This window comes from Micromonospora citrea (assembly GCF_900090315.1).
Classification (GTDB): domain Bacteria; phylum Actinomycetota; class Actinomycetes; order Mycobacteriales; family Micromonosporaceae; genus Micromonospora; species Micromonospora citrea.
Map to the genome: position 1 here is coordinate 3,192,039 of NZ_FMHZ01000002.1, position 11,392 is coordinate 3,203,430.

The 11,392-nt window shown below is 74.2% G+C and carries 14 protein-coding genes; 6 read left to right on the top strand and 8 right to left on the bottom strand.

Features of this window, described 5'->3' with window-relative positions; all coding sequences use genetic code 11:
* Nucleotides 1-157: 157 nt before the first annotated feature.
* On the bottom strand, nucleotides 158-730 hold the full coding sequence (locus tag GA0070606_RS14555) for a TIGR03086 family metal-binding protein (RefSeq protein WP_091099525.1): 573 nt from the start codon (nucleotides 728-730) through the stop codon (nucleotides 158-160).
* Nucleotides 731-761: 31 nt separating this feature from the next.
* Between GA0070606_RS14555 and GA0070606_RS14560 the strand changes: the two genes are divergently transcribed.
* Nucleotides 762-1,610: a helix-turn-helix domain-containing protein gene (locus GA0070606_RS14560; protein WP_091099528.1), complete on the top strand. Its 849-nt coding sequence runs from the start codon at nucleotides 762-764 to the stop codon at nucleotides 1,608-1,610.
* A gap of 46 nt (nucleotides 1,611-1,656) precedes the next feature.
* On the opposite strand, the gene GA0070606_RS14565 is transcribed toward GA0070606_RS14560, so the two are convergent.
* From GA0070606_RS14565 to GA0070606_RS14590, 6 genes are read right to left on the bottom strand one after another with little or no spacing between them, the layout of a single operon-like run.
* Nucleotides 1,657-3,195: a SpoIIE family protein phosphatase gene (locus GA0070606_RS14565; protein ID WP_091107738.1), complete on the bottom strand. Its 1,539-nt coding sequence runs from the start codon at nucleotides 3,193-3,195 to the stop codon at nucleotides 1,657-1,659.
* Between the two features lie 2 nt (nucleotides 3,196-3,197).
* Complete coding sequence (locus GA0070606_RS14570) at nucleotides 3,198-4,526, bottom strand: sensor histidine kinase (RefSeq protein ID WP_091107736.1); 1,329 nt, start codon at nucleotides 4,524-4,526, stop codon at nucleotides 3,198-3,200.
* Nucleotides 4,527-4,558: 32 nt separating this feature from the next.
* Complete coding sequence (locus tag GA0070606_RS14575; RefSeq protein ID WP_091107739.1) at nucleotides 4,559-5,578, bottom strand: SpoIIE family protein phosphatase; 1,020 nt, start codon at nucleotides 5,576-5,578, stop codon at nucleotides 4,559-4,561.
* The gene (locus tag GA0070606_RS14580) at nucleotides 5,575-5,994 is read right to left on the bottom strand and encodes an ATP-binding protein (protein ID WP_091099531.1); all 420 of its coding nucleotides are present in this window, start codon (nucleotides 5,992-5,994) and stop codon (nucleotides 5,575-5,577) included. The genes GA0070606_RS14575 and GA0070606_RS14580 overlap by 4 nt, the downstream gene beginning before the upstream one ends.
* On the bottom strand, nucleotides 5,991-6,404 hold the full coding sequence (locus GA0070606_RS14585; protein ID WP_091099533.1) for an STAS domain-containing protein: 414 nt from the start codon (nucleotides 6,402-6,404) through the stop codon (nucleotides 5,991-5,993). Before GA0070606_RS14585 ends, GA0070606_RS14580 begins: the two co-directional genes overlap by 4 nt.
* The gene (locus GA0070606_RS14590) at nucleotides 6,404-7,261 is read right to left on the bottom strand and encodes an STAS domain-containing protein (protein WP_091099536.1); all 858 of its coding nucleotides are present in this window, start codon (nucleotides 7,259-7,261) and stop codon (nucleotides 6,404-6,406) included. The genes GA0070606_RS14585 and GA0070606_RS14590 overlap by 1 nt, the downstream gene beginning before the upstream one ends.
* 163 nt (nucleotides 7,262-7,424) lie before the next feature.
* On the opposite strand from GA0070606_RS14590, the gene GA0070606_RS14595 reads away from it, so the two are divergent.
* Complete coding sequence (locus GA0070606_RS14595) at nucleotides 7,425-7,781, top strand: STAS domain-containing protein (RefSeq protein WP_091099549.1); 357 nt, start codon at nucleotides 7,425-7,427, stop codon at nucleotides 7,779-7,781.
* A 10-nt stretch (nucleotides 7,782-7,791) separates the two neighbouring features.
* On the opposite strand, the gene GA0070606_RS14600 is transcribed toward GA0070606_RS14595, so the two are convergent.
* Nucleotides 7,792-9,132 (bottom strand): MFS transporter, encoded by a 1,341-nt coding sequence (locus GA0070606_RS14600; protein ID WP_091099552.1) that lies wholly within the window; start codon nucleotides 9,130-9,132, stop codon nucleotides 7,792-7,794.
* Between the two features lie 50 nt (nucleotides 9,133-9,182).
* Between GA0070606_RS14600 and GA0070606_RS14605 the strand changes: the two genes are divergently transcribed.
* The 4 genes from GA0070606_RS14605 (at nucleotide 9,183) to GA0070606_RS14620 (ending at nucleotide 11,161) form a co-directional block, all read left to right on the top strand.
* The gene (locus GA0070606_RS14605; RefSeq protein ID WP_091099556.1) at nucleotides 9,183-9,866 is read left to right on the top strand and encodes a FadR/GntR family transcriptional regulator; all 684 of its coding nucleotides are present in this window, start codon (nucleotides 9,183-9,185) and stop codon (nucleotides 9,864-9,866) included.
* 39 nt (nucleotides 9,867-9,905) lie between these two features.
* On the top strand, nucleotides 9,906-10,379 hold the full coding sequence (mscL, locus tag GA0070606_RS14610; protein WP_091099558.1) for a large conductance mechanosensitive channel protein MscL: 474 nt from the start codon (nucleotides 9,906-9,908) through the stop codon (nucleotides 10,377-10,379).
* Nucleotides 10,380-10,461: 82 nt separating this feature from the next.
* Nucleotides 10,462-10,710, top strand: a complete 249-nt coding sequence (locus tag GA0070606_RS14615) for a hypothetical protein (protein WP_091099560.1) — start codon at nucleotides 10,462-10,464, stop codon at nucleotides 10,708-10,710.
* A 76-nt stretch (nucleotides 10,711-10,786) separates the two neighbouring features.
* The gene (locus tag GA0070606_RS14620) at nucleotides 10,787-11,161 is read left to right on the top strand and encodes a hypothetical protein (protein ID WP_091099562.1); all 375 of its coding nucleotides are present in this window, start codon (nucleotides 10,787-10,789) and stop codon (nucleotides 11,159-11,161) included.
* The last annotated feature ends 231 nt before the right edge of the window (nucleotides 11,162-11,392 follow it).

Sequence of the window (11,392 nt, forward strand, 5' to 3'; positions counted from 1 at the left end):
CGGGTAGCTGGCGCCGGGGCCCGGCCGGCCCGCCGTGCGACCCGCGCCGAGCCGCCCGTCGAGCGGTCGGCTGGGACACCCTGCTGGACCGGCGACCCGGGCAGTTCCCCGGCGCGGAGCCCCCGGTGCCGTCGCGGGAGGCGGGCGGCCCGCCGCGTCAGGCGGTCGGCGCCCAGGCGGGGTCGCGGCCGGTGCCGCAGAGCAGCCGGTCGAGCCCGGACAGCCCGGCGTCGGCCGCCACCGGCTCGGCGAAGACGCCCATCTTCCGGGCGTTCGGCCCGAGCTGCGCGACCAGCTCGTGCAGCGCCGTCGTCGCCTCGGGGGCGGGGTGGTACGGCTGGCCCGTGGCGACGGCCAGGTCCCACCCGTGCACCGTCAGGTCCAGCAGCACCATGCCGCCGACCATCCGCTGCGGCATGCCCATCCCCGGCGAGACCCCCTCCAGCGTGGACGGGTCGGACCAGGCGTCGACCAGCCGCCGCGTCTCGGCCTCGAACCGGTCGCGCCAGCCGTCGGTGAGGAGGTCGGGCTTGTCCGCCCACTCGACGGGCCGCTTCGCCGCCAGCGCCTGGAAGTTCACCACCACCTCGAACAGGTGGTTCAGCAGGTCCCGCACCGCGTACTCGCGGCAGGGCGTCGGCAGGTCGAGCTGGTCGTCGGCGATGCCGCGCACCACCGCCACGGTCGGCGGCGCGGCGACCGTCAGCAGGTCACTAGTCTGGGTTGCCATACGGCGAGCGTATGAGGGCGGTCTTGAAGAAATGCGACACCAGCCGCGCGGGGACAGCCGGGGCATCGTGGACCCGACCCGGCTGCTGCGGCGGGTCCGCTTCCGCCGGCACCTGCCCGCCGCCGCGCTGCGCCCGTACGTCGAGCACTACTGGCTGGTCGACTGGGACCTGACCGAGCCGCTCACGCAGCAGGTCGTCCCGCACCCGGCGGTAAACGTGGTGTTCCAGCGCAACGGTGAGGGCCCGGAGACCGCCGAGGTGGCCGGGGTCGGGCGGGAACTCTTCTCGATCACCCTGACCGGGGTCGGCCGGGTCAGCGGCGTCCAGTTCCGTCCGGGCGGCTTCCGCCCGTTCTGGCGGGGCCGGTCGGTCGCCGAGCTGACCGGGCGGCGGTGGCCGTTCCCGTCGCTCGCCGACCGCTGGCCGCCGGCCGCCGCCCTGGTCGCCGCGACGTCCGGCGGCGCCGGGCCGCCGCCCGCGAGCCACTGCGACGGTACGGACGACGAGCGCCGCCGCGCGCTGGACGACCTGCTCCTCGGCTGGGCGCCGGAGGCGGACCCCGGCACCGACGAGGTGATCGCGCTGGTGGAGGCGATCCGCGCCGACCGGACCGTGTTGCGGGTGGACGAGTTCGCCCGGCGGCGGGGCCTCTCCGTCCGGCGGCTGCAACGCCTGTTCCTCGCGCACGTCGGCGTCGGCCCGAAGTGGGTGATCCGCCAGTACCGGCTCCACGAGGCGGTCGAGCAGGCGGCCGGCGGCCCGCTCGACTGGGCGGCGCTCGCGGCGGACCTCGGCTACAGCGACCAGGCCCACCTGGTGCGCGAGTTCACCGCCGCCGTCGGCGTCTCCCCGGCCGCGTACGCGCGCTCGGTCCGCTGACCCCGGCCGGGGCGCGAGGGGCGGCAGGAAGGTGCTTCCGTGCGCCTCAGTGGCGGCGGAGGGCGACCACGGCGACGTCGTCGTGGATCTCCGACGGGGCCAGCTCGACCAGGAGCCGCTCGCAGAACCGGTCCAGGTCGTCGTCGACCCGCGCGGCGACCCCGGCCAGCGCGGCCAGCCCGTCGTCGATCGTGGTGTCCCGCCGCTCGATCAGGCCGTCGGTGTAGAAGACCAGCGTCGCCCCGGCCGGCAGCACGAACTCGAGGTCGGGCGGTCGCGGCGCGCGGACCCCGAGCAGCGGCGCCGAGTGCTGCACGAACTCCACCTTGCCGTCGAGGCTGAGCACCGGCGGCAGGTGGCCGGCGCTGGCCAGCCGGATCCGCCCGGTGGGCGGGTGCAGCAGCAGCACGCAGATCGTGGCCAGCTCGGTGGGGAGCAGGGTGCGCATCAGCTCGTTGACCCGCTCCAGGATCTCGCCCGGCTGGTGCCCCTCCACCGCGTACGCCCGCACCGCGTGCCGCAGCTCGGCCATCACGGTCGCGGCGTGCAGCGAGTGGCCGGCCACGTCGCCGATCGCCAGCAGCAGGTGGCCGTCGAGCATCACCAGCTCGTAGAAGTCGCCGCCCACCTCGGTCTGCGCGCTCGCCGGCTCGTAGCGCACGGCCAGGTCGAGCCCGCTGATCTCGGGAATCCGGCGTGGCAGCAGGCTGCGCTGGAGGGTGACCGCGATGCGGTGCTCCTCGTCGAAGGAGCGCTGCGCCTCCACGGCCGCCGCCACCGCCTGGGCGAGCTGCCGCAGCACGGGGGTGCGGGCGGTCTGCGTGGCGGTGGGCACGACGACGTAGAGCGGCGCCCGGTCCTCGCGCAGCCGGGCGGCGGCCACCGTCACCGTGTCGTCCGCCGGCCACTCCACCAGACCCCAGGCGGCCGGCTCGTCCACCCGGACCGTCGCCCCGGTCGGCACGCCGGTGTCGTCCACGATCCACGGGACGATCGCGGCCCCGGCGTCGGGACCGGTCGCCACCCCCGCGAGGCAGTCGCCGTCGAACGTCTCGGCGATCACGGCGGCCGGGCTCTTGAAGATGCGCGCGGCGCCGGCGGCCGCCTCCTCCAGCAGCCGCGCGAAGTTCGGCGCGGAGTGCACCGCCACGGTGGTGTCGGCCAGCCCCAGCAGTCGCTCGGCGAGCAGTTCCGCCCGCTGCCGCGCCCGGTAGTAGCGCAGCACCGCGTGCGTGGTGGCGACCAGTTCCTCCGGCTCGATCGGCTCCGCCAGGTAGGCGTCCGCGCCCCGGGTCAGCCCCTGCGCCCGGTCCACCACGTCCACCGCGTGCGCGGACACGTGGATCACCGGCATCGCCGGGTGCGCTGCCTTGATGCGCTCGCACACCTCGAACCCGCTCAGGTCGGGCAGCCGCACGTCGAGCACCACGAGGTCGATCGGATCCACCCCGACGCGGGCCAGGGCCTCGCCGCCGGTCTCCGCCTCCAGCACGGTGAAGCCGGCCCGGGACAGCCAGCTGACCAGCAGGTACCGCTTGGTGCGACTGTCGTCGACCACCAGGACGGTCGCCGCCCCGCCCTCCACCGTCACGCTCCGCCCGTGGGCAGGCTGACGGTGAACGTGCTGCCCCGGCCCGGCTCGCTGGACAGCTCCAGGGTGCCGCCGAGCAGGGTCGCCAGCCGCCGCGCGTACGGCAGGCCGAGGCCGGTGCCGCCGACCCGGGTCGCGCCCGGCACCTGGTAGAACTCCTCGAAGATCCGGTCGTGCTGCTCCGGCGGGATGCCCGGCCCGGTGTCGGAGACCGCCAGCAGCCAGCGGTCGCCCCGCCGCTCCGCCCGCAGCCGGACCTCCCCGCGCTCGGTGAACTTGAGCCCGTTGTGCAGCAGGTTGCGCAGCACCTGGGCGAGCAGCACCTCGTCGCTGCGCAGCGTCGCCGGCGCCGGCGGCTCCTCCACCACCAGCTCCACGTCGGGCCGGGTGGGCAGGGCCCGCAGCGTGCCGCGCAACTGGCCGAAGAGGGGCCGCAGGTCGACCTCCGCCCAGGTGGGCTCGAGCCGGCCGGACTCGGCCTTGGCCAGGTCGAGCAGCTCGTTGACCAGCGTGAGCAGGTCGCTCGCCGAGGAGCGGATCAGCCCGACCTGCCGGGCCTGCTCGGCGGTGAGCGGGTCGGAGGCGGAGTCGCCCAGCAGCCGGCCGAGCCCCATGATCGCGGTGACCGGCGCGCGCAGCTCGTGGCTGACGTTCGCCAGGAACCGGCTCTTCGACTCGCTCGCCGCGCGCAGCTGGGCGGACTTCTCGTCCAGCTCGGCGTAGAGCGCCACCACGCCCCGGTTGGTCTCCTCCAGCTCCTCGGTGAGCTGGTTGTAGAGCGCCATCACCCCGCGGTTGGTCTCGGCCAGTTCCTCGTTGAGCACGGCCAGCTCGTCGCGCTGGCTGCGTACCTCGTCGAGGGCGGCGATCAGCTGCGCGTTCTGGGCGGCCAGCTCGTCGATGGCGCTGCCGGGGGCGTTCCGGCCGAGCTCGGTGTGCAGCTCGGCGAGACGCTCCGGGGTCAGCGCCGCTGCGGTGGCGGGGACACGTCGGGACATCCTCACGACCGTATCCCCCTCCTCGGTCACCACGCCCAACATGTCGACCAACCGCGCCACCGCGCCCGACTGCGGCTCGTAGTGCCCGTCGGGCAGCGGGCGCACCGGCGCCAGGTCCACCCGCAGGTGCCGCCCACCCCCAGCGGGGTCATGCACGATGATAAATGTCACGTCGGCCCCGCCGACCGTACGCAACAGGTCCCGGGCGACCTCGCTGAGCGCCGTGGCCACGCGCACCTGGTCCTGGTGCTCCAGCCCGGCCGCGGCGGCCACCTCACGGCCCCGCTGCCGGACCACGAAGATGTCGTGCTCGACCCGCAGCGTCATCTGGAGCAGCGGCGCCGCCCCGGTGGGGCCGCTCACAACCACGCCCGGGCGACCAGGACGCACGCGTCGTCACGGCGGGTGCCGGCGTCCCGCAGCAGCGTCGCGGCCACCACGATGGGCGACCGGTCGGTGAGACCGGGATAGTCCGCGAGCTGCCAGCGGTCGACCACCCCGTCACTGTGCATCACCAGCAGGTCGCCGGCACCGAAGGGGTAGTCGTACTCCCTGACCTGGGGACGCTGGTGCCCGGCGATGCCGGGCAGCGAGACCAGGCCCCGGCGCTGGCCGCCCCGGCCGACCACGGCGGCCGAGATGTTGCCCAGCCCCGAGTAGCGCAGCATCCCGGCGGCCGGGTCCAGCTCGGCGACGGCCAGCGCCGCGCCCCGGGTGTGCGACATCGCCCGGTGCAGGTGCTGGACCACCACCGCCGGCGGCCCCGCGGGCGCCTTCCGGAACGCGTCGAGCGCGGCGTCGGTGGCGGCGGAGGCGAGCGGCCCGTGCCCCAGCCCGTCACAGGCCAGCACCTGCCGACGGCCCTCGACGATCCGCCACGCGTACCCGTCGCCGCTGACCGGCTCTCCGCTCAGCGGTCGGGTGAGCGCGCCCACCCACGGCCGCTCCCGCTCCGCCTGGCGGTCCGGCCAGACCTGGACGGCCAGGGCCGTGCCCCGACCCGGCAGGGAGTAGCCGTCGAACCAGCTCGCCTGCCGGACGATCGCGCCGAGGCCGATGCCGAGCGTGCCGGTGGTGGAGTGCCCGTCCCGCGAGGACACCGTCAGGTCGACCATCCCCGGCCCGGCGTCGATCGCGACCAGCTCGACGCCGACCTCCCGCTCGTGCCGGACGGGCCGCAGCAGCAGCACCCCGTCCTCGGCGTGCTTGACCAGGTTGCTGGTCAGCTCGGCGGCGACGATGGCCAGGTCCCCGGTGCGCGACTCGCCCAGGTCGAGCTGGGCGCCGAGCCGCTCGGCGGCCCGGCGCACGGCGCTGGCCGCGCTGCCGGTCTCGACCCGGAACCAGATGCCGCGGTCGGGGACCGCGTCCCCGCTCATCTCGACCACTTGGTGACCGTGATGCGGGTTCCCTCACCCACCGCGGTCTGGATGTCGAACTCGTCGACCAGCCGGCGCGCGCCGCTGAGCCCGAGGCCCAGCCCGCCGCCGGTGGTGTAGCCGTCGGTCAACGCCAGGTCGAGGTCGGCGATGCCCGGGCCGGAGTCGGCGAAGACGATCCGCACACCGCGCCGCACGCCGTTGTCGACCGTGCTCACCTCGACCGTCCCGCCGCCGCCGTACACCAGGGTGTTGCGGGCCAGCTCGCTCGCCGCGGTGACCACCTTGGTCTGGTCGACAAGCGAGAGCTTGACCGCCACCGCCACCGTACGCACCAGCTGCCGGACGCGCACCACGTCCTCGTCGCTGCGGATCGCCTGCGCCTGCGGCTGGCCCAGGTCGACGCCGGCGGTCATGGCGTGGCCGTCGTCTCGGCGTCCGGTTCGTCCTCGAACGCGAGCTCCTGCTCGTCGGCGCGGGCGGCCGCGATCAGCTCCATGCCCCGTTCGACGTTGAGGGCCGTACGGATGCCGTTGAGCGACAGGCCCAGCTCGACCAGGGTGATGGCGACGGCGGGACGCATCCCGACGACCACCGTCTCCGCGTCGAGCACCTTGGAGATCGAGGCGATCGTCGACAGCATCCGCCCGACGAAGGAGTCGACGATGTCCAGGGCGGTGATGTCGATGATCACGCCGTGGCAGCCGGTCGCGACGATCCGCTCCGCGAGGTCCTCCTGGAGCTGGACCGCAGTCTGGTCGGACATGTCGACCTGGATGGAGACCAGCAGGATGTCGCCGATCTTGAGGATCGGCACCCGTTCCATCAGGCCTCCCGGCGCTGGCGGCGGCCGGTCTCGACCCCGGTGAGGCGGAGCACGTGGCGCAGCGCGTCGGCGAGGCTGGCCTTGGTGGCGATGTCGCCGAACTCGATGCCCAGGGCGACGATGGTCTGCGCGATCTGCGGCCGGATGCCGGAGATGATGCAGTCGGCGCCCATCAGCCGGGCGGCCACCACGGTCTTCAGGATGTGCTGGGCGACCTGGGTGTCGACCGCCGGCACACCGGTGATGTCGATGATCGCGTAGGGCGAGCCGGTGTCGACGAGGGTCTGGAGCAGCCGCTCCATCACCACCTGGGCGCGGGCCGAGTCGAGGGTGCCGACCAGCGGGACGGCGACCACGCCCTCCCAGAGCTTCACCACCGGGGTGGACAGCTCCAGCAGCTGCTCCGCCTGGTCGGCGATGAGGCTCTCCCGGGTGCGGACGAAGCTCTCGAAGGTGAACAGCCCCATCTGGTCGATCAGCGCGGAGAAGGCGACGTAGTCGCGGAGCGTGTCGGAGCCGCCCTCGGCCTCCAGCAGCTCCAGCAGCACCTCCTTGAGCGCGAACACGCTGATCGCCGTCTCGGAGGCGGAGAAGCCCTGCCGGGCCCGGCCCCGCGACAGCTCCGCCAGCACGGCGCGCAGCTCGGTGGCCTGCTCGGAGTCGAAGTCGAGGGCCCCCTGCCGGGCGCTGGTGATCATGCTGCCGTGCAGCTCCTGCACCTGGTGGCGCAGCTCTCCCTGAGTGAGTCGCCCGCGCAGGGACGCCGCGACGATCTCGGCCCACCGCTGCGTGACGCGCTCGGCCTGATCCGTCAGCAGACCCGCAAGTCGGCCGCTCTCCTCGGCGCTCAGCGCCATGGCAAACCCCCTTCGACCTGGACCGGCGGACTCTATCACCGGAGGCCTCACGGTTAGTTGCCGCAGAGCAAACGAATGACGATGCCCACCGGATACCGGCTCCCGTTCTGCGTGCCACCCCGATCGTGGGATACCGTTTCCCCGATAACAGGAGGTCTGGCGAATGTCCTTGACGGTGCACACGGAACAGCGCGGCGACGTGGTCGTCGTGTCGGTCGCGGGCGAGCTGGACATGGCGACCGCACCGCAGCTGCAGGACCAGATCACCGACCTGCTCGACAAGGGCCGCAGCCGGCTCGTCTTCGACCTGGCGAACGTCTCGTTCTGCGACTCGACCGGGTTGTCGGTGTTCGTCCGCGCCAAGAACAGCTGCGACGAGGCCGGCGGCGTGGTGCGGTTGGCCGCCCCGCAGCGCGGGGTGCTCCGCATCCTGGAGGTCAGCGGCCTCGTCGAGGTGCTGCACACCTACCCGACGGTCGACCAGGCCGTGGCCGGCGAGACCACGCCGGCCTCCTCCTGACCGTTCCTGCTCACGCCTCGTCCTCGACGTAGCGGGGACGGGCGATCACCATGCCCGCCCCGGTCTGCACGGCGAGCGCCGCCAGCAGGAACCCGATGGGGGCGGTCCACCCGCCGGTCGCCTCGTAGAGGATGCCCACCAGCAGCGGCCCCAGGGCGGCGATGAGATAGCCGACGCTCTGGCTGAACGCGGAGAGCGCCACCGTCCCCTCGGTGGTCCGGGCGCGCAGCCCGATGGTCGCCAGGATCATCGGGAAGGCGCTCTGCCCGATCGCGAGCAGCACCACCCAGAGCAGCGCCCCGTCGTGCGGCGCGACGGCCATCCCGACGTAGGCGAGGGCCATCGCTGCGGAGAGCGTCAGCACCAGCGGATGCAGCGCGCGCAGCCGGCCGGCCAGGGTCGGCATGAGCAACGCGATCGGCACGCCCAGCGCCGTCACCCCGGCGAGCAGCAGGCCGGCGTCCTGCGGGCGGTAGCCGGCGTCGCGGAAGAGCTGGGCCAGCCAGCCCATGATCGCGTACGCGCCCAGCGACTGCGTCCCGAAGTAGACAGCCATCGCCCAGCCGAGCCGGGTCCGCCCCGGCCGGATCCGGCCGGAGCGGGGCGCCACCGCCGCCGGGGGCGCCCCCCGCCGGGCCGCCCGCGCCCGCAGCGCCAGCGGCACCCACGGGAGCAGCGCCGCCAGGGCCAGCCCGGCCCAGACGGCGAGCCCGGCGCGCCAGGTGCCGAACGCGTGCGCCACCGGCACCGCCGCCGCGGCGGCCACCGCCGCCCCCACCGTCAACGTCATCGAGTACGCCCCGGTGACCAGCCCGATGCGGTGCGGGAAGTACTGCTTGACCAGGAGCGGGAGCAGTACGTTCGCCACCGCGATCCCGGCCAGCGCGAGGGCGCTGCCGGCGATGAAGACCAGCGCGGAGTCCGTGCCGATGCGGACGAGCTGGCCGGCGGCGAGGATGGCCATCGCCACCACCAGCACCCGGGCCGGGGAGTGCCGGCGGACCAGCCGGGGGGTGAGCGCCCCGAAGACGGCGAAGGCCACGGCGGGCAGGGTGGTCACGAGCCCGGCCAGCGCACCGGAGAGGGCCAGGCCGTCGCGCACCTCGTCGAGCAGGGCGCCGAGGCTGGTGATGGCGGCCCGCAGGTTGAGCGCGACCAGCAGCATGCCGACGAGCACGAGCAGGCCACCGGCGACCGGGCCCACCGGAGCGGGGGTGGCGCCGGTCGGCCCGGCGGCGGGAGCCGGCGCGTCCGCCGGGGCGGGCACGCCGTCCGGCCCGGCGATCGTCTCCCGCGCCGAACGCGGCGAGGCTCCGGCGTCGACGGCGGCGGTGGTGGTTGGCGGGGTCATGCGTCTGAACCTACAATCATGGGATGAATTCCAGGCGGGTGATGTAACCAGTGCCACCGCCGGTTGATTCCCCCACCGCGCCACCCCGCGGGCACCGGGTGCGGCAGACCATCGCGCAGCTCAGGGAGCGGATCCTCGGCGGCGAGTGGCCGGTGGGCGGGCGGATCCCCACCGAGCCGCAGCTCGTCGCGGCGCTCGGCGTGGGGCGCAACACCGTCCGCGAGGCGGTGCGGGCGCTGGTGCACGCCGGGGTGCTGGAGTGCCGGCAGGGCTCCGGGACGTACGTGGTGTCGACCGACGAGCTGGCCCCGGTGGTGGCCCGTCGGCTCACCGACGACCGGATGGCCGAGGTCGTCGAGGTGCGGCGCGCCTTCGAGGTGGAGGCGGCCCGGCTCGCCGCGCTGCGGCGTACGCCGGATGACCTGGCCGCGCTCGACGGCGCGCTCGCGGCCCGCGAGGCGGCCTGGCGCGGCGGCCGGGTCGACGAGTTCGTGGAGGCCGACGCCGCACTCCACGTGGCCGTCGTCGCGGCCGCGCACAACGGCATGCTCGCCGAGCTGTACGCCTCGGTCGGCGCCGCGCTGCGCAGCACCGTCGCCCAGTCGATGGGTGACGCGCTGGAGCCCGAGCGCTACGTCGACCACTCGCGGCTGGTCGAGGCGATCCGGGACGGCGACCCGCACCGGGCGGCGATCGAAGCCGGCGCTTTTCTGGAGCCCCCACCCGGGGCATAGGTTGTGCCGGACGGAAGACCGGACACCTCGGGAGTACGGATGCTCAAGGGCTTCAAAGACTTCATCATGCGCGGAAACGTCGTCGACCTCGCGGTCGGCGTGGTCATCGGTGCGGCGTTCACGGGCGTGGTGACCCAGCTCACCAAGTCGTTCCTGGAACCGCTGATCCGGGTCTTCGTGCTGCTCGTCACCGGCAGCGACAAGGGCCTCGCCGGCACGGCCCCGTCGTTCCGCGGCGTCGCCTTCGACTGGATCGCGTTCGTCAACGCGCTGATCACCTTCCTGCTCACCGCGGCGGCGCTCTACTTCCTCGTGGTGTTCCCGATGAACAAGCTGGCCGAGCGGCGCAAGCGGGGCGAGGAGCCGCCGCCGAAGGCGCCCAGCGAGGAGGTCAGGCTGCTCACCGAGATCCGGGACGCCCTGGTCGCCGCCGGGCACACCACCCCCGGCCAGCAGCGCGGCGCGCTCGACGACGTGCTGGGCCGCCGGGAGGAACCGCCCACCGTGCGCTGAACCCGGCACACGCACACCGGCCCCTGCGGGAATCCCGCGGGGGCCGCACATTTTCGTACGCCTGTTCGATAGAGTCCCCGCCATGGAGCAGCGGAAGCACTGGTGGAACGGGAAATGGGGCCGGCTGGCGCGGCGGGACGTCTTCCTCCGCGTGGACGCCGACCGGTGGCACGTCGAGCAGCGGGCCGGCGGCGCCGAGGGCGTGTCCCAGTTCTACGAGTACGACAGCGCCGAGGAGGCCGAGGAGACGGTCCGGGCGCTGCTCCAGGGCGCCGACGGCTGGCGGGAGCTCTCCCCCCGCCCGCCGAGCGCGTGGTCGCCGGAGTCCTGAGGCGGAGCCGGCGGAGTCCTGAGGCGGAGCCGGCGCGGGCGGTTTAGCCGGAGCGGGGGCCGGGAACCGCGCGGGAATGAACCAACAGGGCACCGAGCGACAGGCGATGGTTTCCCGGGTCACCACGGGCATGCGGGTGATCGACGTCGAGGGCACCGAGGTCGGCACTGTCGACCTCGTGCAGCGGGGTGACCCCAACGCGGTGACCGTGCAGGCGCCGACCGCCGACCCCGGCAGCAGCCTGGACGAGCTGATCGAGTCGACGGCGGTCGAGGAGCCGGACGTGCCGGCCGACCTGGCGGCCCGGCTGCTGCACAGCGGCTACCTGAAGGTCTCCACCGACCTGGCGCGCACCGGCGCGGTCTACGTGCTCGCCGAGCAGATCACCACCGTCGCCGACGACCAGGTACGCCTCGCCGTCCCGGCCCGCGAACTGCCACCCGAGGAGTGAGCGACGTGGCGCAGAACCGGTGGCAGGGGCTCGACCGCCAGGGGTGAGGGCATACCCGCCGCACGCTGTCGGGCTGATGTCGTAGACGATTCACCCTCCCCCGCGCCGCATCCCTGCCACCGGCTCGGCCACCGCCACTCCCACACCGGCCACCACAGCTCCGCACGGCACTCCCACACCAGCCACCACAGCTCCGCCACGCGCTACCGCCTGCCCGCGAACCGCTCGTCT

What these genes read in the sequence shown, in the direction of transcription:
- GA0070606_RS14555 (WP_091099525.1), bottom strand. Translation starts at nt 730, where the DNA reads ATGGCAACCCAGACTAGTGACCTGCTGACGGTCGCCGCGCCGCCGACC.
- GA0070606_RS14560 (WP_091099528.1), top strand. Translation starts at nt 762, where the DNA reads ATGCGACACCAGCCGCGCGGGGACAGCCGGGGCATCGTGGACCCGACC.
- GA0070606_RS14570 (WP_091107736.1), bottom strand. Translation starts at nt 4,526, where the DNA reads ATGACGCTGCGGGTCGAGCACGACATCTTCGTGGTCCGGCAGCGGGGC.
- GA0070606_RS14575 (WP_091107739.1), bottom strand. Translation starts at nt 5,578, where the DNA reads ATGAGCGGGGACGCGGTCCCCGACCGCGGCATCTGGTTCCGGGTCGAG.
- GA0070606_RS14580 (WP_091099531.1), bottom strand. Translation starts at nt 5,994, where the DNA reads ATGACCGCCGGCGTCGACCTGGGCCAGCCGCAGGCGCAGGCGATCCGC.
- GA0070606_RS14585 (WP_091099533.1), bottom strand. Translation starts at nt 6,404, where the DNA reads ATGGAACGGGTGCCGATCCTCAAGATCGGCGACATCCTGCTGGTCTCC.
- GA0070606_RS14590 (WP_091099536.1), bottom strand. Translation starts at nt 7,261, where the DNA reads ATGGCGCTGAGCGCCGAGGAGAGCGGCCGACTTGCGGGTCTGCTGACG.
- GA0070606_RS14595 (WP_091099549.1), top strand. Translation starts at nt 7,425, where the DNA reads ATGTCCTTGACGGTGCACACGGAACAGCGCGGCGACGTGGTCGTCGTG.
- GA0070606_RS14600 (WP_091099552.1), bottom strand. Translation starts at nt 9,132, where the DNA reads ATGACCCCGCCAACCACCACCGCCGCCGTCGACGCCGGAGCCTCGCCG.
- mscL (WP_091099558.1), top strand. Translation starts at nt 9,906, where the DNA reads ATGCTCAAGGGCTTCAAAGACTTCATCATGCGCGGAAACGTCGTCGAC.
- GA0070606_RS14615 (WP_091099560.1), top strand. Translation starts at nt 10,462, where the DNA reads ATGGAGCAGCGGAAGCACTGGTGGAACGGGAAATGGGGCCGGCTGGCG.
- GA0070606_RS14620 (WP_091099562.1), top strand. Translation starts at nt 10,787, where the DNA reads ATGAACCAACAGGGCACCGAGCGACAGGCGATGGTTTCCCGGGTCACC.